Source organism: Pseudarthrobacter sp. LMD1-1-1.1, assembly GCF_040676255.1.
GTDB lineage: Bacteria > Actinomycetota > Actinomycetes > Actinomycetales > Micrococcaceae > Arthrobacter.
This window is the reverse complement of sequence record NZ_JBEGHP010000025.1, coordinates 47,080-70,743: the sequence shown is the minus strand read 5'-3', so window position 1 is coordinate 70,743 and position 23,664 is coordinate 47,080. Positions and strand designations below refer to the sequence as shown.

Here is a 23,664-nt window from a genome sequence, read left to right as displayed (position 1 = left end):
GAAACCCTCCCTGGGTCCGGGTCCTTTCATGTGGGGCGCAGGCTCCTGCCGTGACGCAGCAGGAGCCCGCGGTCTTGAACCAGGTCAGGCGTACGGCAGGACAAGCTCCGCGTACCGCTCCTTGACCGTGGCCAGGACGGTGTTGCCGTCCGTGTCCCAGATCTCCTGATTGAAAATCTCCACTTCGATGTCGCCGGTGTACCCGGCGTCGCGGACCCAGGTGCCGATCGTGGCGAAGTCCACCACGCCGTCGCCCATGTACCCGCGGGAGAGCAGCGGATCGGCCGCGATGGGCATGTTGAAGTCGCACACCTGGTAGGAGGCAATGCGGTTCTCCCGGCCGGCGCGTTCGATCTGCGCCTTCAGTTCCGGGTCCCACCAGACGTGGAAAGTATCGACGGCGACGCCAACTGTCGATGCGTCGAAGGGCGCCGCAAGGTCCAGGGCCTGCCCCAGGGTGGAGATCAGTGCGCGGTCCGCGGCGTACATCGGGTGCAGCGGTTCCAACACCAGGCGGACGCCGTTTTCCTGCGCGAAAGGGACCAGGTCCGCGAGCCGGTCAGCCACACGCTGCCGGGCGCCCACGATGTCCTTCTCCCCTGACGCGAGTCCGCCCACCACCAGGAACAGTTCGGTGGTGTCCAGCGCCACGGCTTCGAGGATCGCCGCACGGTTGTCGGCGAGCGCGTTTGCCTGGCCTTCCGCGTCCGCCGCCGTGAGGAACCCGCCGCGGCACAGCGAGGACACACGCAGGCCCGCGTCCTTGATCAGGCGTGCTGCCTTGTCCAGACCGGCCTCCGCCACCCGGTCGCGCCAGGGGCCGATGGCGGGGATGCCGGCGTTGACGCAGCCCTCGACCACCTGGGCAAGCGTCCACTTCTTGGTGGTGGCGCTGTTGATGGACAGGCGGGAGAAGTCGCTCATACTCCCACCCCGTTGATCCGCAGGTAATCGGACATGCGGAAGGCGGCCAGCGCCGGGTCCTTCAGCAAGCCGGCCTGGTCGGCCAGCTCAAAGGTCCGGGCAAGGTGGCAGACGGAGCGGCCGGAGTGCAGGCCGCCGACCATCTGGAACCCGGGCTGCTTGCCGTTGAGCCAGGACATGAACGCGATGCCGGTCTTGTAGTAGAACGTCGGGGCGCTGAAAATGTGCTTGCCCAGTTCACGGGTGGAGTCCAAAATTTCCCGTGCCCTGGCCGGATTTCCGGCGTCATAGTTCTGCAGGGCCACGGAAGCGGCCGGGTAGATGGCCGCGAAGATGCCCAGCAGGGCGTCGGAGTGGTGGCTGCCGTCGCCGTCGATGAGCTCCGGGTAGTTGAAGTCGTCCCCGGTGTACAGGCGGACGCCATCGGGTAGGGCGGCACGGAGGGCCACCTCGTGGCCGGCGTCGAGCAGGGAGACCTTGACCCCGTCCACCTTGGCCGCGTTGTCCCTGATCAGGCCCAGAAAGGCTTCAGTGGCGGTGGCGACGTCGTCCGAGCCCCAGTAGCCCGCCAGGGCGGGATCGAACATGGTGCCCAGCCAGTGGAGGATGACCGGCTGGTCAACCTCCTGCAGAAGTGTGGAGTAGACGTTCAGGTAGTCTTCCGGCCCACGTGCTGCCTTGGCGAGTGCCCGGGATGCCATGATGATGACCTTGGGGCCGGCCTCGCTGATCACGGCAATCTGCTCACGGTATGCCCCGAGGACGGCCTTCAGGCCGGCCTCACCCGTGGGCAGGGCGTCGAGGTCCAGCTGGTCGGTACCGGCACCGCAGGACACGAGGTCACGGACCGATTTGCCGGCGGTGGCCGGGTTGTTGGCCGAGACCACCGAGGCTGCCTCGACGCCGGTGCGCTTGATGAGCTGCTGCGTGGCGGCCCAGTCAAGGCCCATGCCGCGCTGGGCGGTGTCCATGGCGTCGGCCACGCCAAGACCATAGGACCAAAGCTCGTGGCGGTACGCCATGGTGGCGTCCCAGTCCAGGCGCGCCGGGGCTCCGGGAGTGTTGTCGGCGAGGACCTCGGGGATGACGTGGGCCGCGGCGTAGGCGCGCCGGGCGGTAAGCGGGGCGGTGGGGCGGGCCCACGGCGTGGCGCCCTGGAGGCGGTACTCCCTGGTGCCGCCGTCCTCGGAGGGAAGGATAAGGGAAGTCATCAGAGCGTGATCTCCGGGATGTCGATGGTGCGGCGCTCGTCATTGGACCGAAGGCCAAGTTCGGCGAGCTGGACACCGCGGGCGGCGGACAGCAGGCCGAAGCGGTGTTCCCTGCCGGCCACAACGTCGCGCAGGAACTCTTCCCACTGCAGCTTGAAGCCGTTGTCCAGTTCAGCGTTGGCGGGAACTTCCTGCCACTGGTCGCGGAAGGATTCTGTGACGGGCAGGTCCGGGTTCCACACGGGCTTGGGGGTGTGGGCCCGCTGTTGGGCGACGCACTTGTTCAGGCCGGCCACGGCGGAACCGTGCGTGCCGTCCACCTGGAACTCCACCAGTTCATCGCGGTAGACGCGCACTGCCCAGGAGGAGTTGATCTGGCCGACCACCTGGTCGCCGCCCGGGGTCTCGAGTTCGAAGATGCCGTAGGAGGCGTCATCGGCGGTGGCCTTGTACTCGTTGCCTGCCTCGTCCCAGCGGGCGGGGATGTGGGTGGCGGTCTTGGCGTTGACGCTCTTGACCTGGCCGATGATGCCCTCCAGGACGTAGTTCCAGTGGCAGAACATGTCCGTGGTCATTCCGCCGCCGTCTTCCTTGCGGTAGTTCCAGGACGGGCGCTGCGCGGCCTGGATGTCGCCTTCGAAGACCCAGTAGCCGAACTCGCCGCGGATGGAGAGGATGCGGCCGAAGAAACCCTCGTCCACCAGGCGGCGGAGCTTGACCAGGCCCGGGAGGTAGAGCTTGTCGTGGACGACGCCGGCAGTAACGCCCGCCTCCTTGCCGATGCGGGCCAGTTCAATGGCTTCTTCGAGGGTCTCGGCCGTGGGCTTCTCGGTGAAGATGTGCTTGCCGGCCAGCATCGCCTTCTTCAGGGTTGCGGCGCGCAGGCTGGTCATGGAGGCGTCAAAGATGACGTCCACCGTGGGGTCGTTGATCACGGCGTCCAGGTCCGTGGTCCACTCGGACACCTTGTGCTTTTCCGCCAGTTCCCGGATCTTGGCCTCGTTGCGGCCCACCAGGATGGGTTCAACCTGGACCCTGGTGCCGTCCGGGAGGGTGAAGCCGCCGCCATCGCGGATGGGCAGGATGGAGCGCAGCAGGTGCTGGCGGTAGCCCATCCGGCCGGTGATGCCGTTCATGGCGATGCGGATTGTCTTTGTTTCGAAGCCCATGTGTCCTCCACGGTGAGTGAGCAAGGTAGTCAAGCTAATTGGGAAAGCGCATTCCCACTGCCTCCATGATGCACGGCGCGCTCCCCCTTGGCAAGCGCTTTCCGGAACTAGTTTGAACTGCCATAATGTGCTTTAGCCTTCGAGCCCGTACAAGACCAGGAGATGCAGTGGCTGCAAGTACCCTTACCGAGGTGGCCCGCCTTGCCGGCGTTTCCCCCGCCACGGCCTCCCGCGTGCTGAACGGATCCGCCCGCAAACCGGGGAAGGACATTGCCGAACGGGTCCGGCAGGCGGCTGAGTCGCTCGGCTACATCCCCAACGCACAGGCACAGGGGCTGGCGAAATCCAGTTCCGGCCTGATCGGCCTGATCGTCCATGACATTGCCGATCCCTACTTCGCGGCCATTGCCAGGGGCGTGCAGGAAGCCGCCCGGGAACAGCGAAAGATGGTACTCCTTGCCACCACCGGCGGCGGCCCCGCGGAGGAAAAGGAAGCGGTGGCTGCGTTCGCGGCGCGCCGGGCAGACTCGATCGTGATCGCCGGTTCCCGCTCAAGCCGCGACGAGGACAAGGACGGCAACAGCGAGCTGGCAGCCGAACTTGACCGGTATTGCCGCAACGGCGGCCAAGTGGCGGTGGTGGGCCACCCCGTCGTGGGTGCAACTGCTCCGGAGGGGTACCACGTGGTGAAAGTGCCCAACCAGGAGCTGGCCGGCCGGCTGGCCACCGAACTTGCGGGCAGCTGGGACGGGGACTTCGTCATTGTCGGCGGTCCCGAAGGCCTCCTGACCTCTGATGACCGGGTCCGCGGTTTCCAGGAGGGACTGGAACGGGCCGGGCGGCGGCCGGCGGAAGTGCTCCGCAGCGCGTTCAACCGGTCCGGAGGATATGACGCCGGACTTGAACTGGCCGCCCGGATCAAGGCAGCCCGGACCAACGCGGGCCCGTCCGGCGAGGGGGGCGGCGCACCCAAGCTGTGCATTTTCGCCGTCAACGATGTGATGGCCATCGGGGCCGCGGCAGCATTGCGGTCCGAGGGGCTCCGCATCCCCCGCGACGCCGCCATCGCCGGTTTCGACGATATTGAGACCCTCCGCGACTTCCGGCCGGCCCTTTCCACGGTCCGCCTGCCGCTGGAGGACATTGGGCGCGTGGCCACCCGGGCCACCCAGCGGAGGCTTGCCGGCGACGACGGCGACGGCGCCGACGACGCTTCACCCGGTGACATCACAGGCGAGGTCACGCTGCGGCGCAGCACCGAAGCTGCCGCCTGATGGCGGCGCGTGCGCTTACGGCAGTTCCCGCCCGTCCCGGGGCTGCCGGCGCCCGGCCGGCCATCCTGGTCCTGCCGGGAGGAGGATACGCCCGCCAGGCTGACCACGAAGCGGAGCCCGTTGCAGAGTGGCTGGCCTCCCTGGGAATCCACGCCTTCGTCCTCCGCTACAGGGTGGCCCCTGACCGGCACCCTGCTCCCCTGGAGGATGCAAAGGAAGCAGTGCTCCACATCAGGAAGGGACAGCACCGGTTCGCCGTCGACCCGGAGCGCATCGGCGTCCTGGGCTTCTCCGCCGGCGGCCACCTGGCGGCCACCCTCAGCACGGCAGCTGCCACCGGAAACCCGGACCTGGATGTGGCCGCAGCCGTCCCCGACCTCTCGGTGCTCTGCTATCCGGTTGCATCACTGACCCACGAGGCGCACCAGGGATCGGTGGCAAACCTCCTTGGCGGCGCGCCGCCGTCGGACCTCCTCAGGGCCCTCTCGCCGGAGCTGAACGTCACTCCCCGGACGCCGCCGGCCTTCCTCTGGCATACAGCCGATGACGACGCCGTTCCGGTGAGCAACAGCCTGAACTATGCCAGGGCGCTCTTTGCCGCCGGCGTTCCGGCGGAACTGCATGTCTTCCCGCAGGGACGGCATGGGCTGGGGCTTGCCGCGGACCACCCCGGACCACGGCAGTGGACCGCACTGTGCGCAGCCTGGCTGCAGCGTGCCGGATGGACGGACTCCGTCCACCAAGCCGCCACGGCCGGCCCCGCCGAGGCCGGACCGGCCTAGCCCAGAGCGCGGATGGTCCAGCCCGCCGAGTGGGCCTGGCCGGGCTGCAGGTGCACCAGGTCCGTGCCTGAATGCATGGCATCAGGCGGACACGTCATGGGTTCAACAGCCAGGCCCAGCCGGTCCGGGCGGGCGGGCTTGTCGCCGGTGTGCACCTGGACCCAGGGCCATTCGGCGCCCCATTCGAGTTCCACACCTGTACCCAATGGGTCCAGTACCCGCACCCGGGCCAGGCCCGCACCGTCCCGGGCGATGTCCGTGAAGGCATGGTCGATCTTCACCGGCCCCAGACGCCGCGGCGAACGGAAGTCGAAGGCATCCCCGTCCACCTGCCGCATGCCCACCGGCAGCAGCCGGTCAGGGGTCACCTCCAGGTAGGCAGCGGCCGGCAGATCCAGCGTCCAGTCATCCAGCGGGGACGGACCGGCCACCAGATAGGGATGGGGGCACACCCCGTACGGGGCGGCAGCGGCACCGGTGTTGACCGCCCGTACCATGCCATGGAGCCCGTCGTCGGAGAGCGTATAGGTCACCGACAACTCCAGGTCACCCGGGTAATCCGGGCCGGCCGGAATGCGGCAACCCAGGACGGCGCGGTCCGCGGCCGCTTCCAGCACCTTCCATGGCCGGTGGATGGCAAGGCCATGCAGGGCAGCGCCGCGTTCCGGTTCGTTGACGGCAGCGGCATAGGACTTGCCCCCATAGGAGTAGGTGCCGTCCGCCAGGCGGTTGGGCCAGGGCGCGCAGATCACGCCGCGGTAGTCGGGTACGGGTCCGTCGGGACCAAAGCCCACCACCAAGTCCCTGTCCCCGTGGCGGAGTTCCCTAACCGCCCCGCCGCGGAGGGTGACGACGGCGGAGTAGGGTCCGTGGGCGAGGTGGACTTCAGTTCCGGGCATGGTTACCTCTGCGTCGTAGTGTGTTAGCGCTCACCAGCCTACCGCACCACCGGCGCTGTCCACTGGCTACAGTTGCCCCATGGATACGGCCGCCGACCAGGACCTCATCGCCACCGTCAGGGGTGCACTCCACGGGCTGGCCGAGCCTACCCGGGCCGCGGGAGCGCAGGCCTACATGAAGTCCGAGCTCCCCTCGCTCGGCGTACGGGTTCCCGAGGTGCGGCGCATCGCGAAGCGGGCTGCCCGGGAGCATCCGCCGGTTTCCGCCGGGCAGCTGCGCGCCACCGTGCTTGACCTGTGGCGCACCTCCACGTTCCGGGAGGAGAAGTACGCGGCCATCGACCTGACAGCACACCGGCTGGTGGCCTCCGACCTGGACATGCTTCCTGTGTACGCAGAAATGATCCGGACAGGTGCATGGTGGGATTTTGCCGATGGCGTGTCCGGCCGGATCTGCACCCTGCTGCAGTCGCACCCCCGGGAGATGTCCGGTCTCCTGCTGCAGTGGAGCAGGGACCCCGACCTTTGGATCCGCAGGGCCGCCATCACGTCGCAGTTGCGCGCCGGGAAGGCCACCGACACGCGACTGCTCGCCGCCATCATCGAGCCGAACCTGGCGGACCGGGAGTTCTTCATCCGCAAGGCCATCGGCTGGGCGCTGCGCGAGTACGCCAAGACCGCACCGGAGTGGGTGGAGGCGTTCGTTTCCCGCAACAAGGACGCCATGAGTCCGTTGTCGCGGCGGGAGGCCCTGCGCAGGATCAGCGCCGGGGCCGCACAGCAATAGCGGCCGCTAGATCACGGGACGTTCGACGACGGGCTGGTGCGATTTGCGGAACAGCCTGCGGGTGCCGGGGTCCCAGAAGATCAGGTACAGGGCAAAGAGCAGGGCGGTCAGCGCCGCGGCAACGCGGGCCAGGGCGAGGGCGAAGCCGAGGTCCTGGGTCTGGAGGTACGGGAAAACGTCCAACTGGTCCGAAATGGCGTAGATCATGAAGAAGGACACCACGAAGTACAGGGCCTTGACCTGCCAGTCGTTCCTGATGCCGGTCACGGCAAAGAGCGGTATGAGCCAGACGACGTACCAGGCCTGGATGATCGGGGCCAGCAGGACCACGGCCGCCAAGGCGAGCGTGAGGCGGCGCATCAGGCGGTCGTAGTCACCCTTGAAGATCTGCCAGGCGACGATGCCCACGGCCAGCAGCTTGCCGGCGTCGAATACCCAGCCCGCGGGGACCGAACCGTCAAAGCCGAAAGCGGTGGCCAGGGATCCGACCACCATGCCAATCAAGCCCACCGGGGCGTACCAGATCGAAATGCTGCCCGGCGCGGACAGGCCGTTGATCCAGCCGAAGCCGAACCCGTTGACCATGCTCAAGGCGGTCAACAGCGCCAGGCTCAGGCCGGCCGTCAGGGCCCAAAACGCCACTTTCCGGAGCCAGCCCGCGTTCCGGCCTGCCCACAGGAGGCCGATGAAGGGCAGGAAGACAATGGTGATGGGCTTCACCGCGATGGAGAGGGTCACCAGGGCGATGCCACGGACCTGGCGCCGGGTCGCGGAGTAGTACAAGCCTGCCAGGGCGAGCCCGATCATCAGGGAGTCGTTGTGGACACTGGCAATGAAATTGGTCAGGAAGAGCGGGTTGGCCACGGTCAGCCAGAGAGCGCGGTGCGGGTTCACGCCGTGCAGTTCGGCGAGCCGGGGCACGTAGACGACGCAGAGCACCACACCGGCCAGCGCCACCAGCCGGAAGAGCATGACGCACGCCTCCGGCTGGACGTTGGTCACCCAGACGACGAACTGCTCGATCCACAGGAACAGCTGGCCATAGGGAACCGGCGCCTCGGTCCACATTTTGTCGGCGCCGAGCTGGAAGTAGTTGGACAGCGCGGAAATGCCGTTTTCGTACGGATTGAAGCCCTCCACCATCAGGCGCCCCTGCCCGATGTACGCATACACGTCGCGGCTGAACAGCGGCACGCTGAACATCATGGGAAGTCCCCAAGCCACCACCGCGGACAGGGTTGCCCGCCGTGCCTGTTCACCCCACACCCGGACTTTCTGGCCCAGCCGCAGCCAGGCACGCACCAGCAGCATGCCGCCGATGGCCACCAGGACGATGGACAGCGCCACGCCGGGAGCCTCCGTCCGCATCCAGATGAACACGGGCATCCGCCGCAGTTCCGAGACCGGGGCCAGCCAGCCGACGCCAATGGAGCCAATCATCATGAACATGGAGCCCAGGAAACCGGCAAGCAGGGGTGAGCGCGGATTGTCCACCTCGGCACTGCCCGTTCCGGCAATACCGGCCGCCGCCATCTCCCCCGTTGCGGGCACAGGCGCCGTCATCTCAGGATCGTCCAATCTTCTTGCGTTTTCCGCTGTTGAGCCGGCGGGCCGCGCGGGCCGGCCGGGACACGATTAAGGGGCGGAAGGGCGACCCGCCGCGTACCGAAATCCTAGCATCGGCAGGGTGCCCGGAAGTGTAACGGTAGGCTGGTCCGGTGCCTATATCTAACGAACGAATCGTCTGGATCGACTGCGAAATGACCGGCCTGGACATCAAGAACGACGCCCTGATCGAGGTGGCAGCACTGGTCACCGACTCGGAGCTCAACATCCTTGGTGACGGGGTCGACGTCGTCATCAAACCCGACGATGCCGCAGTGGCCCAGATGTCCGACTTCGTCCGGGACATGCACACCAAGTCCGGGCTGCTGGCGGAACTGCCGCACGGCAAGACGATGGCAGAAGCAGAGGCCGCGGTCATGGAGTACATCTCCACATGGGTCCCGGATCCGCGCAAAGCACCTCTGGGCGGCAACTCCGTGGGAACCGACCGGGTGTTCCTGTCCCGCGACATGCCTGCCGTGGTGGAGCACCTGCATTACCGGGTCATTGACGTCAGCACCATCAAAGAGCTCTCGCGCCGTTGGTACGCCCGGGCGTACTTCCAGTCGCCGGCGAAGAAGGGTGGCCACCGCGCGCTGGGAGACATCAAGGACTCCATCGACGAGCTCCGCTACTACCGCGAGGCAGTGTTCGTCCCCGCCCCCGGGCCGGACAGCGCCACCGCCCAGAAGATTGCCAGGGGAATCACCAACGGGGACGCCGGGAACCAGTCCGCGGAGTAATCTGCGCCACGTTTTGAGGAAATTTCGCTCAAATCGCTGAAAGTGGACAAAGCACCCTCTTCGAGCAGGTAAGCTATTTGAGTTGCGTTTCCAGGGAGCCGCTCCGGTGGAATTCCCTTGAGGCACATGGTGGGCGTAGCTCAGTTGGCAGAGCGCCTGGTTGTGGTCCAGGAGGTCGCGGGTTCAACCCCCGTCGCTCACCCTCACGGGGCGGCACATGCAGCCGTCAACAAAGGAGGCCGCACCGGATATCCGGTGCGGCCTCCTTTGTCGTGCCCCACCGGGCACACGCATTGCAGCCGGGGACACCGCGAAGCCGAAGGACTACTGATATGACCGTTCTGCCGATCACCATCTGGGGCGAGCCTGTCCTGCACCGCCGCGCCGCCGAGGTGGAGGTCTTCGACGACGAACTGCGCACCCTGATTGCCGACATGTTCGAAACCAACGACGCCGCCAACGGGGTGGGCCTGGCCGCCCCGCAGATCGGCGTCGGCAAGCGGATCTTCGTTTACAAGTACGCCAATGACGACGGCGCTCCCCCAACCGGCGTCCTGGTGAATCCCGTCCTGACCCTGTCGAAGGTCTCAGGTGCTGCTCCCGATCCTGATGAAGAGGAAGAGGGCTGCCTGTCCTTCCCGGGCGAACAGTATCCGCTCAAGCGGGCCGAATGGGCCCGGGTGGAGGGCTTTGACGGGTTCGGGGAACCGGTCCGCTTCGAGGCCACAGGCTGGTTTGCCAGGGTCATCCAGCACGAGTATGACCACCTGGACGGCAAGCTGTACGTCAACCGGCTGTTGGACCGGTATTCCCGCAAGGCCATGAAGCAGGCCAAGAAGAACGGCTGGGGCGTGCCGGGGCTGACCTGGATGCCCGGCGTTGACCCGGATCCCTTCGGACACTGACCGGTCCAGCCACTGGGCCGCCGGCCACCGAGCCGGCCCTGCGGATGCCGGTCAGCCTGCCGTAATGGTCTGCTGCTGGGGGCAGGAGGCCAGGACCCGCTTCATGGCGTCCTTTTCCGCTGCCGTTACCCACAGCCCGTACGCGGCCTTCACGGAAATCTGCCTGGCCACGTAATGGCAGCGGATTGCCGTATTTTTGGGCAGCCAGGTAGCGGCGTCCCCCGCGCTTTTTTGCTGATTGGCGGCGCCGTCCGCCGCGATGAGGTTCAGGGGATCGTTTGCCAGGCTCTGGCGTTCCTTCGGCGCCAAACGCTGGGCGCCCTTTTGCCAGGCATCACCCAGGGCGACGACGTGGTCGATCTGGACCGCGCGACTGCTGTCCGAACCGCGCCGGAAATCAATATCCTGCCCCGTGTAGGGTTCCCGGAAGTGCCCGGCCGTCACCTTGCAGGAGGAACCCTCCGAGAACACAACATCGGCGAGGTCCCGGCGAAGAATGTCATTGCGGGTGTCGCAGCCGTTGCGGTCCACATCGAGCCAGGCCTGGCCAAAGGCCTCCCGGCTGTAATCGGTGCTGGGCGCCCGCCCTTTGACAGCCAGGCCGTCAAGGGCTGCGAGGGCGCTGCCGGCCGGCACCGGGTTGGGTTCCTGGACCGGCTTCATCCATGCGGAGTCGAAGACCGGCGCCTCCGTGGGCCCCTCCGTGGCGGGCCCGGCTGCCGCGAACTGTCCGGCGGTGAAGAACCAGAACAGTGCGGCAAGGACGGAGACCGCGGCCGTCACCAGAAGCGCCCAGGCCTGCCGGGAACGGCGGCGTGCGCGGCGGTAGGCGGACCAGCTGACGGTCACGGGGTTGACGCCGGGAGGGGAAAGTCGGGCACCCCAAGAGCCTAGGACAATGGGGCCGGCCGTCCGCTGATATCCACACTGTTGAGGACGAGTGATGGGTCACAGCGCCCGGTGGTGGCCGCCGGGTTATTGTTCCCTGGTGACCCTACGCAGGTCTTCTTCCGCGATGGACAGCAGGTCCTCGAGCTGGCGCACCCGCTCGTCGGTGACGTCGCCGGTCCTTTGGGCGGCACGGGCGCGTTCCAGGAGCCGCACGGCTTCCTTATGGTTGGCTTTGGCCACGTCCAGTGCGTGCTCGAGGGTGGTTTCGTGCTGAAGTGTCGATTCGTTGTCCATGCCACCAGTGTGGTCCCGTTTCCCGGCTGATTCCAGAGAATCAGCCGGGAATTCGCAGGACGCGGGCGGATGTGGCTAGACGGCGATCGCGGCCAGGGCGGCAGCGCTTTCCTTGGCAGGGAAGGACGGCGGGTTCACGCCTGCCATCTCTTCCATGACGCGGACCACCTGGCAGCTGTAACCGAACTCGTTGTCGTACCAGACGTAGAGGACCAGGTTCTTGTCCGTGGACACGGTCGCCAGGCCGTCCACGATCCCGGCGCGGCGGGATCCGACGAAGTCGGTGGAGACAACCTCGGGCGAGTCGATGTAGTCGATCTGCTTGCGCAGGTCCGAGTGGAGCGACATTTCACGCAGGTAGTTGTTGACCTCGTCCTTGGTGGTGCCGTTTTCAAGGGTGAGGTTCAGGATGGCCAGCGAAACGTCCGGGGTGGGGACCCGGATGGAGCTGCCGGTGAGCTTGCCCAGGAGTTCGGGCAGGGCCTTCGCCACTGCCTTGGCCGCACCGGTTTCGGTGATGACCATGTTCAGCGCAGCGGAACGGCCGCGGCGGTCGCCCTTGTGGAAGTTGTCGATCAGGTTCTGGTCGTTGGTGAAGGAGTGGACGGTTTCCACGTGGCCGTGGACCACGCCGAACTTGTCGTTGATGGCCTTCAGGACCGGGGTAATGGCGTTGGTGGTGCAGGACGCCGCGGAAACGATCTTGTCCGAGTCGGTGATGTCCCGGTGGTTGATGCCGTGGACGATGTTCTTCAGTTCACCCTTGCCCGGCGCGGTCAGCAGGACCCGCGCGACGCCCTTGCTCTGCAGGTGCTGGGACAGGCCTTCGGCGTCGCGCCAGCGGCCGGTGTTGTCCACCACCAGGGCGTTGTTGATGCCGTAGGCGGTGTAGTCGATGGTGGCGGGGTCGTTCGAGTAGATGACCTGGATCTGGACACCGTTGGCAGTGATGGTGTTGGCCGCCTCGTCGATCCGGATGGTGCCTTCGAAGGACCCGTGGACGGAGTCGCGCCGCAGCAGGCTGGCCCGCTTGGAGAGGTCGTTGTCGGATCCGCGGCGTACCACGATGGCGCGCAGGCGCAGGCCGTGGCCACCGCCGGCCTTTTCGATGAGGAGGCGGGCCAGGAGGCGGCCGATGCGGCCAAAGCCATAGAGCACGACGTCGGTGCTGGTGCGGTCATCGCCGCCCCGCTTGCCCACGATTTCGGCGAGCTCTTCGCGGAGGAATTCCTCCAGCGTGGCGCCGTTGCCTTCTTCCTTGAACTTCTGGTTCAGGCGGGCGATGTCGATCGCGGCGGCACCCAGTTCGAGTCCGGCCAGCGTGTTCAGCAGGGGCGCCGTGTCCTCCAGGAGCAGTTCGTCCTTGCTCATCCGGCGCGCGAAGCGGTGCGCCTTGAGGATGTTCATGGTGGACTTGTTGATCAGGCTCCGGCCATGGATGCTGGTCACCACGTTGTTTTCGCGGTATAGCCTGCCGATCACCGGGATCATGGCCTCGGCGAGGGCCTCCCGGCCCATCCACGTATCAAGACAAGAATCAGACGTCTGGCTCACAGAAATACCTTCCTCGGTTCAGCCGTGTACGTCGTCGTACACAGATGTAGGCCACCTGATGATGTCCAGGGGCACCGGCGCCCGCAGGGGATGGTCCCCAGGCGCCTGGATCGCGTGCAAAGAAAAACCGCCGGTTGCGGACGCAACTTTCGGCGGTAGAACTCCTGCGTCCGGAATCCATTCTAATTTGGCACAGTCCACGGAACACGCTCGGGCTGCGTGAAATCACTCACACGCCCGGGCGGACCGCACCACGCAAACTGCCTGCCTTCAGTTGTGGATGGCAGAGTACAGGTTCAGGCTGGCGGAGAACACGAGCCAGGAAAAGTACGGCAGCACCAGGTACCCGGCGGTGGCGTCCACCGGTCCGAAGCGCAGGATCAGGAACGCCAGGGTTGCGGTCAGCGCGCAGATGACAGCAAAGGCTGCCCACAGGGCCACCACTCCAAGCATGGGATACATCGCGAAGAACGTCACCGGCCACGCAGTGTTGAGCAGCAGTTGCCCCACATAGCCGGCAAGGGTGCCCCCGGACAGGCGCCCTTTGCGCCAGACCAGCCAGGCCGCTGCCGCCACGCCGGCATAGAGCACCATCCAGGTGGTGCGGAACATCCACGACGGCGGCATCCACGGAGCTTTCAGCGAGCCCGCGTACCAGCCGTTGGAGTTAAGGATGATGGGAACTGAGGCGAGTACCCAGGCCAGCGCGGAAAGGGCCAGGAAACCGGCGAGGGCAACACCCTGTGAACGGACGCCGGGAATGCCCGCTGCGGGTGCGGGACGGGTTTCAGGAATTACGGGCACGGTTCAGGATCCCCGACGCATAGCCCGTGGTCAAACGCGGTTTAAGGATGGGACAGCCGATACGCCGGGTTCTGTACAAATCCGCGCCAGCACTAGGCAACTTCCCCACCTGTGGGCAATTCATGGGCAAATGCCTCCAAATCCATCGTCACTCCCCCGTCCGTGATGGCCGCCGCCTTAGTGTCATCATCGGGCCACAGGTGGGCATAAGTGCGGAGCGTTTCGGTCGCGTCCTTGTGCCCCAGCCTGTGGGCCACGGCCACCGGTGACATGCCCCCGGCGATCAGCTGGGACGCGTGGTAGTGCCGGAGCTGGTGCCAGCCGGTGCCCACTCCGCCCAGGCCCGGGACGCGCTCCCGGGCTGAGCGCCACACCTGGCTGGCGGACTTCCTGATGATGATGAGCCCCTCCGCGTGGAACACCAGGCCGCCGGGTCCGGCTGGCTGCTCTCGCAGCGTCTTCAGCAGCTGCAGTGAGTGGCTGCCGACGTGGATGTTCCGGCGGCTCGACGGCGTCTTGAGCGGACCCCACAGAGGGTCTGTCGAGTTCACGGAAGTGAGTTGCCTGTCGATGGTGATCATGGAGGTGTCGAAGTCCACACGGTCCCAGGTCAGGCCGCGCAGCTCGGAGGAGCGCAGCCCGGTCGCGGCGCAGAAGACCACCATGGGCCGGAACGGCTTGTAGATCCGCTCGGCCAGCAGCTGCACCACCTCGGTGCGGAGCGGGACGACGGGAACGTCCTCCACGGGTGGGAGCTTGATCCCGATGCAGGGGCTCTTGGCAATGACGCCGTCGAGGACCGCGGCTTTGAAGATCGCGGAGACGTAACCGTACGTAACCTTCACCGATGATGGTGCCAGGGAGTCGCACCACTCCCCCACTGCTTCCTGGATGTCGGCACGGTTTATCGAGTCCAGCGCCCGGCCACCGAGCGTTGGGATGATGTACAGCCGGAGCTTGCCCTCCACCTGCTCCTTGGAGGACGGGCGGTGCTGCAGCTGGTTCCGGCGCCACTTATCCGCATAGTCGGCGAACAGGACCTTCTGCCGGCTGGCGACGTAGGTGCCGCGATTCATCCCGGAGACCTGCTCTGCGAGGAACGCCATGGCCGCGGCCTTGGTGGCGAAGCTCTTGCGCTGCTTGTTCTGACCGAGGGGTGTCCACTCTGCCCGGTACCGCATGCCCTTCCCGTAGACGGGGGTGCGGGTCTTGTCCTTCCGGACCCAGAGGTCTTCGACGCGGGCCATCAGAGGATCCTGGAGGCGAGGCGCGGCCGGTCCCGGTGGATCCGGCGGCGGAAGAGGAGGTTCACGGTTTGCGGGTCCCACCGGTACGCGGCGGGATGGTCGGTCAGGCGGTTGACTTCCTGCCAGAAGTTCACGGGCGAGAGGCCGAACTCTTCGGTGGCTTGGCGTTCACGGGCGGCCGGGTACTTGTAGGGCGCGACGGCAAGTTTGAGGATGCCCTTGTCGCGGTCAGTCAGGGTGTCCATTGATTTCCTTCCTTATGTGGATGAGCTCGTCGAGGGTCAGGGATCTCTCCCACGCCCGGACGTCGTCGGGCATGACTTGGAGACGGTGCGCGATGCTGATGAGGTCGTCCGTGATCCGGGCAGCGTCGATGAACGCTTGCGTGCGGATTAGGTGACGGGCCGCCCACTGGCGGGCCTGTAGCTCCTGCTTCGGGTTACACCCTACGTGCTCGTAATGGGCGTGGCCGAGTTCGTGCCAGGCGGTGGAGCGGCGCTGTATGTGCCCCAGATCGGGGTGGAGGAGGATACGTCGGCGGTCAGGATCCCATGCACCCCACCAGCCGTTAGGCGGGCGTTTGTAGATAATCCTTACGCCCATTTCTTCGGCCATCCGTTCGTACCCCATAGGGCAAGAACTTAGTGGCCGGCACTGACAACGGGGTTTAGTCGCCCTTGCCGGTGGTTGTGGCGGTATCGTGGAGGCGCTGCATTTCGCGGGAGAGGCTGACCAGGATCTGCTGGGAGGTCTCGGGGAGGTAGCGGGCGCCGCCGAGGACGAGCGCCGAGTCGTCCGGTGCTCCCATGGGGAGGTTGAGGTCGGACGCGCAGGCGCTGATGACTTGCTCGATGGTGACGTTCAGGCCGCGTGCGAGGCCGCGGATGGTGTCGGGATCCGGGAAGACCTTGATGGGGTTGTTGGCGAGCTGCTGCAGGCGGGACTGGGTGGGGATGCCGCCGCAGTCTCGGGAGAGTTCGGCGTTGTTACGGTCGCCGCGGCGGGAGGCGATGAGGCCGCGGACTGCTTTGCCTTCGGACATTAGTGGGTTTCCTTTGGATGAGTAGTTGAGGGGTCTAGCTAGAGAGGAGTTCGCCGCCAAGCGACTTCTGCGCTTTCTCGGCTTGGAATTGGTCCGCTTCGACGAGCCAGTTCTTGCCCTGGATCCAGCGGCGCCCGGATTCGAGCGGGTTCTTCTGCTTGATCTCTTCGCGCTTCGCGTCAGAGGTGAACATCATGATGATCCCGGTCGGGCCGCAGGTGGTCTGCACCCATCCGTAGTCATCGATCTTGTTCTTGTTCTCGGAGCACTTCATCCCGTCCCCGACTGCCTGTTCGTAGGCTTTGCCGAGGTCGTTGATGTTCTTGTACTCGGCGTCCTTGGCTGGCCCTGAGCAGCCGGCCAGGAGCACGCCGGATAAGACCGTGAGCGTGATCGCTTTCTTCATGAGTCCCCCTAGTTTTCTTCGGGCAGCTGGTCGAGCCCGATGTGTTGGTCTGCTTCGCGGGCGGCGAGACGGTAGTCGTCTTGCGCGTCCTCGGTGGTGGTCTTGGATTCGAGTTCTTGGTATTGGCGGTTCTGCTTGACGAAGAGCCGTGCGAGATCGATCACTATCTTTCGTTGTTCCGGGGTGAGTGAGTCGACGTCGGGCGGCAGTTGATCAGCGAGCCTTGCTTGTGGGAGTTCCATTTGGGCTGCCTCGTAAACAACTGCTAGTGGTAAGCCGGAGAGCTGGGCGAGTGCTTCAAGGGTTTTCTTTCCTGGTCGCGATGTGTAGGTGCCGGCGAGGATTTTGTCGATCGTTGTGTAGGCGATCGTTAGTCCTGCCTTCTCTGCGATTCGGCCCAGTTGGCGCCCCCCAGCGCCGCCGTTGTTGTCGGATGCAGCCTGGGCTACGTCCTTCAACGTCTTGGGTCTTTTGTGCATGGCTCAATCCTTGCCCTAGTTGTACTACTTGTACGAGCGTCCTCAACTTTCTCAAATACAAGTAAAACGTCTGAAGCCCAGTAATGGCGGGAGAAACGAGCAGGACTGTTGACAAGTAAAAGATGATTGGTGCAAACTTCACTTGTCAGGGAAACGAGAAAGGTAGTTAGATGTACACGTACCAACGAGGCAGCACCACCGCCAAGACAGATAACAAGCGCCGCGCAGTCAGGCGGCCAAGAACACGACTCCGGGGGGAGGTCTTTATGAAGCCCATCAGCACGGCCGTCTTGAAAAAGCGCCGTGAGCGCGAAGGTTACTCACAACGCCAGTTGGCCCAGCTCTGCAAATGCACCCAGGCGGCAATCTCAGCTCTCGAAACCGGGACCATGACTCGCTGCTCAGAGGATCTGGCAACGCAGATCAGTAAGTGGCTCAAGCGCGACGTAGACGAACTCTTCATCAAGCACGAGGACACACGCGTGCCGCGAATGACAAACGCAGCAGGCTCCAAGCGTCACCCCGTCGCAGCAGCGGCATAACAACAGAAGGAAACCCAGCCCATGGTCTCAGCCACTCAAACCCACACCGCCGCCCCCGCCCGCACGCAGAAGCTCCGCGACCTGATCGAGGACAACGGCGCCGGCATGGCCACCGCGGACGAACTTCACAATGCACTACTCGAGTTGGAAACCCTCATGGGCTGGACCCTCACCACACCCACAGAAACGGAAAACGAATGACCACCACGATCTATTTGGACGTCGACGGTGTGATCAACGCGGTCACAAAGCACGTCCCCACCACGACTGGCTGGGGCGAGTACGCCCGCCGCAAGGTCAACAGCTTCCCCATCATGTACGCGCCGGCCCTGGTCGATGCACTCAACGAACTGGCCAACCGTGACGACGTCACCATCAAGTGGCTCACCACCTGGGAGCGAGACGCAGCCGAAGACCTCAGCCCCGCACTCGGCATCAATGGCAAGGAATGGCCAGTGCTCACCGGTGACCAGGACGCGTGGCACGGAGAAGGCTGGTGGAAGCTCGAAGCCATCCGCGCCGACGTCGAAGCCACCGCGCCGGACAAGTTCTTCTGGATCGACGACGACCTCGCTGCCGAGCTACCGGCACTTGAGTGGTTGGCTACCCGGCCCGAAGGTACTGGCATCACCCCGAAGATGCGGGAGGGCCTGACCACTGAGCATGTAGACCAGATCAAGGCCGCCGTAGTCCCCGTGGAGGTGGCAGCGTGAGCGAGGAGAACCGCCGGACAAAGCGCTGCTACGCCCATGAGCTCTACCCGCACGGCAACGAGTGGGAGGTCCGCCCGTTGGAAGTCGAACTCCCCTACCTGTTCGCACGCGCTATTGGGTTCGATGTCCAAGGCACGGGCTGGTTCGACACTGATATCCAGCTCCGTGGGGCCCGCACCGCTCAAGTGCTGGACGCCCGCCAGATCGCCCTAATGGCAGACGCGATGCAGCAGGGGCTCACGGGGCAGGAAGCGTGGGACTGGGCCGAGCAGCGCATGGACGAATCCGGCGAGTGGATCTATGAACGCGCCGTGCACTATGGCGTGAAGCCCGAACTCATCAAGCCCTACCCTTGCGGGCCTGAGCCGGACCACCACGACCACGACGAAGAGATCCCTGGGCAGAAGTGGCTGCGGGTCCACCGCATCGAGGGCAAGGAAAGTGAGTGCCTTGAATGCACAGAACCAGTGGAGGCGAAGGCTGATGTTTGAGATATTCACGGGCCCGGCCGCCGTGCTGGAGCCGGAGGTGCCTTGGAAGGAGCAGGCGCTGGAGAAGATTGAGGACCTGGCCAAGTCGGGCATGACGTTCACGGCGGATACTTTGCGTGAGCGCGGGCTGCCCGAGCCCCGCCATCACAACCAGTGGGGTGGCCTGTTCCAGACGGCGAAGAAGCGGGGCCTGATCAAGAAGGCCGACTACGCGTCGAGCCCGCGGAAGTCCCGGCATGGCGGCCACCTGTATGCGTGGAGGGGTGTGCCGAATGCCCGCCCCTAGGACGGCCGAGCTGCCCCGTATGGCTTACACGGTCCCGGAGGTCGCGGTGATGCTCGCGGAGCCGCAGCAGACCGTGAAGAAGCACTGCCAGACTCAGGCGCTCCGGGGAGCGTACAAGACCGGGGGCAAGACCAGCCCGTGGCGGATCCCGCCCAAAGCGATCGACTACTACCAGAAGACGAGGAGTAACCAGTGAAGAAGGACCAGGCATTGCAGGAGCTCACCGAAGCCCATGAGGCAGCGGTACTGGCGGAGACGGCCGCGGCTGCGGCGCAGGACCGGAAGCGTGAAGCGGTGCGGGCTGCGTTTGATGCCGGCGCCCGGGGCCCGGAGGTCGCTGAGGTGTTGGGTTCGTCCGTGCAGTGGGCGTATCAGCTGAAGGACAAGCCGCCTCTTCGAGTTGCATAAAAAACAAGTTGTACTTGTTTCTGTCGCTAGTAGCAGTTAGAGTTAGGGCATCAACAAAAGAGGCCCGCAGGCTGCAACCCACGGACCTCAGCCCACCGAAACCCACGAAAAGGAATCGCTTCGATGAACGCCACCAATGTTATCAGCACCCCGTACTGGTTCACCAAGGATCAGGCCACCAAAGTCGCCAGGGACCTCATCGTCACCCACCACGAAGGCAACGGCCCCGACACCCAGGATGAGGAACGACTCGCCGTCCGCATCGCACACCTGCTCGGCATCATGCCAAACACTGCTGCCGTCAACTACGCTTTAGATTCGCTGGACGAACTAGCAACAGTTGAACGCGGCTACCACAACATGATCGAGCAGCCCGGCGACCAGGAATCAGCCATGGCGTACTTCGAAGGCCAACTCAGCGAAGCGATCGACGACGTCGTCGCCCGCTTCAAGGACCACATGGAGCTGGCAGCATGAGCCGCCGGCAACCGATCCGCCTCACGGCACGCGGCGAAATCGTCTTCGGCTCCCTCGCCGGGATCGCATTCCTCTTCTCCCTGGTCCTCTTCTTCGCCGTCCTCGGCGACTTCTTCGGGATCTAACCCCATGAACTGCTACTGCCGCGGCCACGCCGTCTGCCCCAACTGCGGCCAGCACTCCTGCACCAACTGCCAGTGCGACGACATCGACCAAACCAAGGAGCCACGATGAGCAGCACAACTACCTTGAGGGCCTACCAGAAGCCAGGCCGTGAATGCTGCTCCGTCGTCCAGTGCTCGCGTCCCAAGTACGCCCGGGGAATCTGCGTTATGCACTACACCCGGCTGCGCAGGGACGGCCATGTCGGTTCCACCCTCTCCCAGAAGCGGGACTACGGGTCCGGCCACATCAACGAGTACGGATACCTCGTAGTCCGCGGTGGCGGACACCCCCTGGCAACGAGCCAGGACAAGCTCCTGGCACACCGAGGCGTCCTATTTGATGCCATCGGGCCCGGGCCGCACCCGTGCCACTGGTGCTCTCGATTGCTCCCGTGGCAGGCGGACACGGCAGCCAATTGCATCAACGTCGATCACCTCGACTTCAACAAGCTGAACAACTCAAGGGAGAACCTCGTGCCCTCCTGTCTCGACTGCAACACGAAAAGGAATCCATCATGACGAGCAAGACGAAGCCAGCGCAGAAGGGCCTCACCTTTACTCATAATGGGCACCGCTATCGCCTCGACGGGCTCCCCGTCACCGGCGTGACCACCATCCTCAACGGAGGCATCCCCAAGCCGGCGCTTATCTACTGGTCCGGGAAGACCGTGGCCGAGTATGTCGAAGCGAACCCGGCCGAGATCGAATCCCTCCGCAACCGTGATGACGTCGACATGGTCCGCGAACTCGCCGCCATCCCCGCCAAGGTCCGCGACGAAGCAGGAGTCACCGGAACCGCCGTGCACGACTTCGCCGAGATCCTGGCCACCACCGGCACCGTGGAGGACGTCCCGGAGGAACTCGCCGGGTACGTCGAGGGCTACGCGGACTTCCTCGACCGCTTCCAGATCACTCCCCTGCTCATGGAGCGGCCGTGCGCCAGCCGCAAGGACTGGTACGCCGGCAAGTTCGACATGATCGGCACCTCTCCCCTCCTCAACGGCGGGCAGCCCATCATGATCGACCTCAAGACCTCCAAGTACGTCTACGGCGAAACCGGCCTCCAGTGCGCGGCCTACTCCCTGGCCGAGTTCTACATCGACGAGGACGGCACAGAACATCCCCTCCCGGGGATCGTCGCCACCTACGTCGCCCACGTAACCCCGATGGACCGGGACGGCGACCACGCCCGCTACGGGGACGCGCCCCTCGGCACCACCCTCTACCCGCTCGCCAGGAACCGCGACGAGATGAAGGGCCACTACGCCATGTTCTTGGCCGCCGCCTACACCCACAAGACCACCAAACTCCGGGAAGCCATTGTCGGTTCCCCGGTCACCACCGCACAGAAAGCAGCCTGACCATGACTGAAGTAGCAATCCCCCAAGCGCCCGGATCCGTGGCCGCGTTCAGCGCCGCCGGGCTCCCGCCCACCGCCGCGACCGTGTCCCTCATGGAATGGGCGCAGGAACTCTCCGCCGCGCACCAGCTCGGCACCGCCCTCTGCAGCACAGAGTTCGTCCCCGCGTCATTCCGGGGCAAGCCCGAAGCCGCGGCCGCCGCGATCCTCGCCGGGAAGTCCCTCGGTCTGGACCCCATGAACGCGCTCGCGAACATCTTTGTGGTCTCCGGCCGCCCGTCCATGTACGCCCGGACCATGGCCGCCCTCGTCATGCAGGCAGGCCACACCATCCGTCGTATCGAAGCGACCGAGCAGCGGGTCATCTACGAAGGCCGCCGCAAGGGCGAGACCGCCTTTACCCGGGTGGAGTGGACCATCGCCCGCGCCCAGAAGGCCGGGTACACGTCGAACAAGAAGTACCAGACGGACCCCATCGGCATGCTCACCGCCAAGTGCCAGGCGGAGATCTGCCGCGTCATCGCCCCCGACGTGCTCACCGGTATCGCCGCCACCTCGGTGGAAGAGGTGGAGCTGGACGACCTCGGCGAGCAGACCCCCGGGGCCTCCCCGGCTGCCGAGCCGAAGGCGAAGCGCACCGTCACCCGCGCCAATGCGCCCGCACCCGACCTCCCAGAGGTCGTGCACGAAGCACCCCAGGACGAGGTCACCCCCGAACCGGAGGCAACGCCGGGTGAGCCCGTCGCGACGTCGGCGCAGCTCACCAAGATTCACGTCATCCTCGGCAAGCTCGGCGCCAACGACCGCGAATCCGGACTCGCCGAACTCTCCCAGTTCACCGGCCGCACCCTCAACTCCTCCAAGGAACTCACCAAGGCGGAGGCTTCCCGGTTCATCGAGGAGGCCGAGACGCCCCCAGTTGACGCTGACGGCGTCCTGCCCGACGTCGACGCCCAGTGGCTCGCCGGCTCAACCAACTAAACGGAAAGTACGCAATGTCGAAAATCATCAGCCTCAAGTCCACCAACTACAAGCGCCTCAGAGCCGTAGAGATCCGCCCCGACCAGGACGGCAACCTGGTCATCGTGGCCGGGAAGAACGGGCAGGGCAAGTCCTCCGTCCTCGACTCCATCACCGCGGCCCTCGGAGGCGTGAACGCCAAGACCACGCCGAAGCCCATCCGTGACGGCGAGGACCGCGCCGAGATCGTCCTCGAAACCGAAGACCTGATTGTGACCCGGAAGTTCACCGCATCCGGCTCGACACTCAAGGTCACGTCTCCGGACGGCGCCGCCTTCCCCAAGGGGCAGGCGCGACTCGATGACCTGCTGGGCAAGCTGTCCCTTGACCCGCTGGCGTTCACTCAGCAGTCAGACCGGGACCAGCTGGCAACCCTCCTGGATCTCGTGGAGCTTCCGTTCGACCCTGACCAGCTGGCGGCCGAAAGGAAGGACGTCTTTGACCAGCGCACGGACGCCAACCGCCGAGTCAAGGAACTCACGGCCCGCGCTGCAGAGTACGGACCCCGGCCGGCTGGACTGCCCACGGAGGAAGTCAGCGTGTCGGCCCTGGTGGGCCAGTACCGCACCGGCGAAGCCCTCAACATCAAGATCGCCGAAGCGCAGCAGGCTGTGGCCTCGTGGGAGGCCAAGGTCGCCCGACTGAAGGAGGAGCTTGCCGAAGCGGAGAAGTCACTCGTCGCCGCCAAGAAGCGTTGGGACACCGCCCCGACGCCGGTTGACCTCGACGCAATCCAGGCGCAGATCGACGGTGCGGAGGAGAGGAACGCCGCCATCCGCAAGCAGAACGCGGGCGATGAAGTCCGGGCTGCCCTGCAGCTCGCCGAGCAGGATGCCGCCGAACTTACGGAAGCAATTCAGCAGATCGACATCCAGAAGGCCGAAGGGCTCGCCGCCGCGAAGTTCCCGATCGCCGATCTCGGATTCGACGAGGGTGGAGTCACCTACCAGGGCGTGCCGTTCAAGCAGGCATCATCCGCTGAGCAGCTCCGCGTCTCCCTCGCCATGGCCATCGCCCTCAACCCCACACTCCGCGTCATCCGCATCGCTGACGGGTCACTGCTGGACGCTGACAACCTGTCCCTCATCGAGTCCATGGCCAAGGAGCACGACTTCCAAGTCTGGATTGAGATGGTCGACGATTCCGGGGAACGCGGCATCGTTATCGAAGACGGGCTGGTGGCGTAA

Annotated in this window: 33 protein-coding genes and 1 tRNA gene; 19 read left to right on the top strand and 15 right to left on the bottom strand. The window is 65.4% G+C overall.

The annotated features are described in order from the left end of the window. Positions 1-84: 84 nt before the first annotated feature. Genes MRBLMD1_RS19025 through MRBLMD1_RS19015 form a run of 3 tightly spaced genes read right to left on the bottom strand, consistent with a single transcriptional unit; the run spans position 85 to position 3,304 of the window. Positions 85-924 carry a sugar phosphate isomerase/epimerase family protein gene (locus tag MRBLMD1_RS19025; protein ID WP_364402605.1) on the bottom strand — a complete coding sequence of 280 codons (840 nt, stop codon included), beginning with the start codon at positions 922-924 and terminating at the stop codon, positions 85-87. Continuing rightward, positions 921-2,135 (bottom strand): dihydrodipicolinate synthase family protein, encoded by a 1,215-nt coding sequence (locus tag MRBLMD1_RS19020; RefSeq protein WP_364402603.1) that lies wholly within the window; start codon positions 2,133-2,135, stop codon positions 921-923. The genes MRBLMD1_RS19025 and MRBLMD1_RS19020 overlap by 4 nt, the downstream gene beginning before the upstream one ends. Then, positions 2,135-3,304 carry a Gfo/Idh/MocA family protein gene (locus MRBLMD1_RS19015; protein WP_364402601.1) on the bottom strand — a complete coding sequence of 390 codons (1,170 nt, stop codon included), beginning with the start codon at positions 3,302-3,304 and terminating at the stop codon, positions 2,135-2,137. Before MRBLMD1_RS19015 ends, MRBLMD1_RS19020 begins: the two co-directional genes overlap by 1 nt. A 167-nt stretch (positions 3,305-3,471) precedes the next feature. Between MRBLMD1_RS19015 and MRBLMD1_RS19010 the strand changes: the two genes are divergently transcribed. Next, entirely contained in the window at positions 3,472-4,578 is a 1,107-nt protein-coding gene (locus tag MRBLMD1_RS19010; RefSeq protein ID WP_364402599.1) for a LacI family DNA-binding transcriptional regulator, read from the top strand. Further along, positions 4,578-5,360 carry an alpha/beta hydrolase gene (locus tag MRBLMD1_RS19005; protein WP_364402597.1) on the top strand — a complete coding sequence of 261 codons (783 nt, stop codon included), beginning with the start codon at positions 4,578-4,580 and terminating at the stop codon, positions 5,358-5,360. The genes MRBLMD1_RS19010 and MRBLMD1_RS19005 overlap by 1 nt, the downstream gene beginning before the upstream one ends. On the opposite strand, the gene MRBLMD1_RS19000 is transcribed toward MRBLMD1_RS19005, so the two are convergent. Beyond that, positions 5,357-6,259 carry an aldose 1-epimerase family protein gene (locus tag MRBLMD1_RS19000; protein WP_364402595.1) on the bottom strand — a complete coding sequence of 301 codons (903 nt, stop codon included), beginning with the start codon at positions 6,257-6,259 and terminating at the stop codon, positions 5,357-5,359. The genes MRBLMD1_RS19005 and MRBLMD1_RS19000 overlap by 4 nt on opposite strands. Before the next feature lie 79 nt (positions 6,260-6,338). Between MRBLMD1_RS19000 and MRBLMD1_RS18995 the strand changes: the two genes are divergently transcribed. Continuing rightward, entirely contained in the window at positions 6,339-7,046 is a 708-nt protein-coding gene (locus MRBLMD1_RS18995; protein ID WP_364402593.1) for a DNA alkylation repair protein, read from the top strand. A gap of 6 nt (positions 7,047-7,052) precedes the next feature. On the opposite strand, the gene mptB is transcribed toward MRBLMD1_RS18995, so the two are convergent. Further along, on the bottom strand, positions 7,053-8,609 hold the full coding sequence (gene mptB, locus MRBLMD1_RS18990) for a polyprenol phosphomannose-dependent alpha 1,6 mannosyltransferase MptB (protein WP_201302416.1): 1,557 nt from the start codon (positions 8,607-8,609) through the stop codon (positions 7,053-7,055). A gap of 155 nt (positions 8,610-8,764) precedes the next feature. Here mptB and orn point away from each other — a divergent pair, with 155 nt between their 5' ends. The 3 genes from orn (at position 8,765) to def (ending at position 10,299) form a co-directional block, all read left to right on the top strand. Beyond that, entirely contained in the window at positions 8,765-9,394 is a 630-nt protein-coding gene (orn, locus tag MRBLMD1_RS18985; RefSeq protein ID WP_364402591.1) for an oligoribonuclease, read from the top strand. 129 nt (positions 9,395-9,523) lie between these two features. Beyond that, a tRNA-His gene (locus tag MRBLMD1_RS18980) sits at positions 9,524-9,596 on the top strand. A 130-nt stretch (positions 9,597-9,726) separates the two neighbouring features. Continuing rightward, positions 9,727-10,299, top strand: coding sequence for a peptide deformylase (gene def, locus MRBLMD1_RS18975; protein WP_224026377.1), 573 nt, complete (start codon positions 9,727-9,729; stop codon positions 10,297-10,299). A gap of 51 nt (positions 10,300-10,350) precedes the next feature. Here def and MRBLMD1_RS18970 read toward each other — a convergent pair whose 3' ends face one another. The 10 genes from MRBLMD1_RS18970 to MRBLMD1_RS18925 form a co-directional block, all read right to left on the bottom strand. After that, positions 10,351-11,148, bottom strand: a complete 798-nt coding sequence (locus MRBLMD1_RS18970; RefSeq protein ID WP_364402589.1) for an HNH endonuclease family protein — start codon at positions 11,146-11,148, stop codon at positions 10,351-10,353. Between the two features lie 126 nt (positions 11,149-11,274). Beyond that, complete coding sequence (locus tag MRBLMD1_RS18965) at positions 11,275-11,484, bottom strand: hypothetical protein (RefSeq protein ID WP_159631767.1); 210 nt, start codon at positions 11,482-11,484, stop codon at positions 11,275-11,277. Positions 11,485-11,559: 75 nt separating this feature from the next. Beyond that, the gene (locus MRBLMD1_RS18960) at positions 11,560-13,038 is read right to left on the bottom strand and encodes a glyceraldehyde-3-phosphate dehydrogenase (RefSeq protein ID WP_159631766.1); all 1,479 of its coding nucleotides are present in this window, start codon (positions 13,036-13,038) and stop codon (positions 11,560-11,562) included. Between the two features lie 270 nt (positions 13,039-13,308). Beyond that, positions 13,309-13,842 (bottom strand): TspO/MBR family protein, encoded by a 534-nt coding sequence (locus MRBLMD1_RS18955; RefSeq protein ID WP_201302415.1) that lies wholly within the window; start codon positions 13,840-13,842, stop codon positions 13,309-13,311. A gap of 92 nt (positions 13,843-13,934) precedes the next feature. After that, positions 13,935-15,089, bottom strand: a complete 1,155-nt coding sequence (locus MRBLMD1_RS18950) for a tyrosine-type recombinase/integrase (protein ID WP_364402585.1) — start codon at positions 15,087-15,089, stop codon at positions 13,935-13,937. Next, positions 15,089-15,334, bottom strand: coding sequence for a DUF3263 domain-containing protein (locus tag MRBLMD1_RS18945; RefSeq protein ID WP_364402583.1), 246 nt, complete (start codon positions 15,332-15,334; stop codon positions 15,089-15,091). The genes MRBLMD1_RS18950 and MRBLMD1_RS18945 overlap by 1 nt, the downstream gene beginning before the upstream one ends. Next, positions 15,318-15,719, bottom strand: coding sequence for an ImmA/IrrE family metallo-endopeptidase (locus MRBLMD1_RS18940; protein WP_364402580.1), 402 nt, complete (start codon positions 15,717-15,719; stop codon positions 15,318-15,320). The genes MRBLMD1_RS18945 and MRBLMD1_RS18940 overlap by 17 nt, the downstream gene beginning before the upstream one ends. Before the next feature lie 37 nt (positions 15,720-15,756). Continuing rightward, positions 15,757-16,131 carry a hypothetical protein gene (locus MRBLMD1_RS18935; RefSeq protein WP_364402577.1) on the bottom strand — a complete coding sequence of 125 codons (375 nt, stop codon included), beginning with the start codon at positions 16,129-16,131 and terminating at the stop codon, positions 15,757-15,759. A 34-nt stretch (positions 16,132-16,165) separates the two neighbouring features. Next, positions 16,166-16,537 carry a hypothetical protein gene (locus tag MRBLMD1_RS18930; protein ID WP_364402574.1) on the bottom strand — a complete coding sequence of 124 codons (372 nt, stop codon included), beginning with the start codon at positions 16,535-16,537 and terminating at the stop codon, positions 16,166-16,168. 8 nt (positions 16,538-16,545) lie between these two features. Further along, positions 16,546-17,016: a hypothetical protein gene (locus MRBLMD1_RS18925; protein ID WP_364402571.1), complete on the bottom strand. Its 471-nt coding sequence runs from the start codon at positions 17,014-17,016 to the stop codon at positions 16,546-16,548. Between the two features lie 266 nt (positions 17,017-17,282). Here MRBLMD1_RS18925 and MRBLMD1_RS18920 point away from each other — a divergent pair, with 266 nt between their 5' ends. The 13 genes from MRBLMD1_RS18920 (at position 17,283) to MRBLMD1_RS18860 (ending at position 23,664) form a co-directional block, all read left to right on the top strand. Continuing rightward, positions 17,283-17,558, top strand: coding sequence for a helix-turn-helix transcriptional regulator (locus MRBLMD1_RS18920; protein ID WP_364402569.1), 276 nt, complete (start codon positions 17,283-17,285; stop codon positions 17,556-17,558). Positions 17,559-17,579: 21 nt separating this feature from the next. Beyond that, the gene (locus MRBLMD1_RS18915) at positions 17,580-17,759 is read left to right on the top strand and encodes a hypothetical protein (protein WP_364402566.1); all 180 of its coding nucleotides are present in this window, start codon (positions 17,580-17,582) and stop codon (positions 17,757-17,759) included. Next, a complete protein-coding gene (locus MRBLMD1_RS18910; RefSeq protein ID WP_364402564.1) occupies positions 17,756-18,271 on the top strand; it encodes an HAD domain-containing protein in 516 nt (171 codons plus the stop codon). The genes MRBLMD1_RS18915 and MRBLMD1_RS18910 overlap by 4 nt, the downstream gene beginning before the upstream one ends. Then, positions 18,268-18,762: a hypothetical protein gene (locus MRBLMD1_RS18905; RefSeq protein ID WP_364402561.1), complete on the top strand. Its 495-nt coding sequence runs from the start codon at positions 18,268-18,270 to the stop codon at positions 18,760-18,762. Before MRBLMD1_RS18910 ends, MRBLMD1_RS18905 begins: the two co-directional genes overlap by 4 nt. Further along, positions 18,755-19,048 carry a hypothetical protein gene (locus MRBLMD1_RS18900; RefSeq protein WP_364402558.1) on the top strand — a complete coding sequence of 98 codons (294 nt, stop codon included), beginning with the start codon at positions 18,755-18,757 and terminating at the stop codon, positions 19,046-19,048. The genes MRBLMD1_RS18905 and MRBLMD1_RS18900 overlap by 8 nt, the downstream gene beginning before the upstream one ends. A gap of 19 nt (positions 19,049-19,067) precedes the next feature. Beyond that, on the top strand, positions 19,068-19,244 hold the full coding sequence (locus MRBLMD1_RS18895; RefSeq protein WP_364402555.1) for a helix-turn-helix domain-containing protein: 177 nt from the start codon (positions 19,068-19,070) through the stop codon (positions 19,242-19,244). Beyond that, entirely contained in the window at positions 19,241-19,456 is a 216-nt protein-coding gene (locus MRBLMD1_RS18890) for a hypothetical protein (RefSeq protein WP_364402552.1), read from the top strand. Before MRBLMD1_RS18895 ends, MRBLMD1_RS18890 begins: the two co-directional genes overlap by 4 nt. A 123-nt stretch (positions 19,457-19,579) precedes the next feature. Then, entirely contained in the window at positions 19,580-19,933 is a 354-nt protein-coding gene (locus MRBLMD1_RS18885; protein ID WP_364402550.1) for a hypothetical protein, read from the top strand. Beyond that, positions 19,930-20,058 carry a hypothetical protein gene (locus MRBLMD1_RS18880; protein ID WP_364402547.1) on the top strand — a complete coding sequence of 43 codons (129 nt, stop codon included), beginning with the start codon at positions 19,930-19,932 and terminating at the stop codon, positions 20,056-20,058. Before MRBLMD1_RS18885 ends, MRBLMD1_RS18880 begins: the two co-directional genes overlap by 4 nt. A 105-nt stretch (positions 20,059-20,163) precedes the next feature. Next, positions 20,164-20,616, top strand: coding sequence for a hypothetical protein (locus MRBLMD1_RS18875; RefSeq protein WP_364402544.1), 453 nt, complete (start codon positions 20,164-20,166; stop codon positions 20,614-20,616). Beyond that, a complete protein-coding gene (locus MRBLMD1_RS18870) occupies positions 20,613-21,458 on the top strand; it encodes a hypothetical protein (RefSeq protein WP_364402541.1) in 846 nt (281 codons plus the stop codon). The genes MRBLMD1_RS18875 and MRBLMD1_RS18870 overlap by 4 nt, the downstream gene beginning before the upstream one ends. A gap of 2 nt (positions 21,459-21,460) precedes the next feature. Continuing rightward, complete coding sequence (locus MRBLMD1_RS18865) at positions 21,461-22,438, top strand: hypothetical protein (protein ID WP_364402538.1); 978 nt, start codon at positions 21,461-21,463, stop codon at positions 22,436-22,438. 14 nt (positions 22,439-22,452) lie between these two features. Next, positions 22,453-23,664, top strand: a complete 1,212-nt coding sequence (locus tag MRBLMD1_RS18860; protein WP_364402535.1) for an AAA family ATPase — start codon at positions 22,453-22,455, stop codon at positions 23,662-23,664.

Coding starts and splice junctions, on each gene's coding strand:
- MRBLMD1_RS19025 (WP_364402605.1), bottom strand. CDS start 924: ATGAGCGACTTCTCCCGCCTGTCCATCAACAGCGCCACCACCAAGAAG.
- MRBLMD1_RS19020 (WP_364402603.1), bottom strand. CDS start 2,135: ATGACTTCCCTTATCCTTCCCTCCGAGGACGGCGGCACCAGGGAGTAC.
- MRBLMD1_RS19015 (WP_364402601.1), bottom strand. CDS start 3,304: ATGGGCTTCGAAACAAAGACAATCCGCATCGCCATGAACGGCATCACC.
- MRBLMD1_RS19005 (WP_364402597.1), top strand. CDS start 4,578: ATGGCGGCGCGTGCGCTTACGGCAGTTCCCGCCCGTCCCGGGGCTGCC.
- MRBLMD1_RS19000 (WP_364402595.1), bottom strand. CDS start 6,259: ATGCCCGGAACTGAAGTCCACCTCGCCCACGGACCCTACTCCGCCGTC.
- MRBLMD1_RS18995 (WP_364402593.1), top strand. CDS start 6,339: ATGGATACGGCCGCCGACCAGGACCTCATCGCCACCGTCAGGGGTGCA.
- mptB (WP_201302416.1), bottom strand. CDS start 8,609: ATGACGGCGCCTGTGCCCGCAACGGGGGAGATGGCGGCGGCCGGTATT.
- def (WP_224026377.1), top strand. CDS start 9,727: ATGACCGTTCTGCCGATCACCATCTGGGGCGAGCCTGTCCTGCACCGC.
- MRBLMD1_RS18965 (WP_159631767.1), bottom strand. CDS start 11,484: ATGGACAACGAATCGACACTTCAGCACGAAACCACCCTCGAGCACGCA.
- MRBLMD1_RS18950 (WP_364402585.1), bottom strand. CDS start 15,089: ATGGCCCGCGTCGAAGACCTCTGGGTCCGGAAGGACAAGACCCGCACC.
- MRBLMD1_RS18945 (WP_364402583.1), bottom strand. CDS start 15,334: ATGGACACCCTGACTGACCGCGACAAGGGCATCCTCAAACTTGCCGTC.
- MRBLMD1_RS18940 (WP_364402580.1), bottom strand. CDS start 15,719: ATGGGGTACGAACGGATGGCCGAAGAAATGGGCGTAAGGATTATCTAC.
- MRBLMD1_RS18935 (WP_364402577.1), bottom strand. CDS start 16,131: ATGTCCGAAGGCAAAGCAGTCCGCGGCCTCATCGCCTCCCGCCGCGGC.
- MRBLMD1_RS18930 (WP_364402574.1), bottom strand. CDS start 16,537: ATGAAGAAAGCGATCACGCTCACGGTCTTATCCGGCGTGCTCCTGGCC.
- MRBLMD1_RS18925 (WP_364402571.1), bottom strand. CDS start 17,016: ATGCACAAAAGACCCAAGACGTTGAAGGACGTAGCCCAGGCTGCATCC.
- MRBLMD1_RS18920 (WP_364402569.1), top strand. CDS start 17,283: ATGAAGCCCATCAGCACGGCCGTCTTGAAAAAGCGCCGTGAGCGCGAA.
- MRBLMD1_RS18915 (WP_364402566.1), top strand. CDS start 17,580: ATGGTCTCAGCCACTCAAACCCACACCGCCGCCCCCGCCCGCACGCAG.
- MRBLMD1_RS18910 (WP_364402564.1), top strand. CDS start 17,756: ATGACCACCACGATCTATTTGGACGTCGACGGTGTGATCAACGCGGTC.
- MRBLMD1_RS18900 (WP_364402558.1), top strand. CDS start 18,755: ATGTTTGAGATATTCACGGGCCCGGCCGCCGTGCTGGAGCCGGAGGTG.
- MRBLMD1_RS18895 (WP_364402555.1), top strand. CDS start 19,068: ATGGCTTACACGGTCCCGGAGGTCGCGGTGATGCTCGCGGAGCCGCAG.
- MRBLMD1_RS18885 (WP_364402550.1), top strand. CDS start 19,580: ATGAACGCCACCAATGTTATCAGCACCCCGTACTGGTTCACCAAGGAT.
- MRBLMD1_RS18880 (WP_364402547.1), top strand. CDS start 19,930: ATGAGCCGCCGGCAACCGATCCGCCTCACGGCACGCGGCGAAATCGTC.
- MRBLMD1_RS18875 (WP_364402544.1), top strand. CDS start 20,164: ATGAGCAGCACAACTACCTTGAGGGCCTACCAGAAGCCAGGCCGTGAA.
- MRBLMD1_RS18870 (WP_364402541.1), top strand. CDS start 20,613: ATGACGAGCAAGACGAAGCCAGCGCAGAAGGGCCTCACCTTTACTCAT.
- MRBLMD1_RS18865 (WP_364402538.1), top strand. CDS start 21,461: ATGACTGAAGTAGCAATCCCCCAAGCGCCCGGATCCGTGGCCGCGTTC.
- MRBLMD1_RS18860 (WP_364402535.1), top strand. CDS start 22,453: ATGTCGAAAATCATCAGCCTCAAGTCCACCAACTACAAGCGCCTCAGA.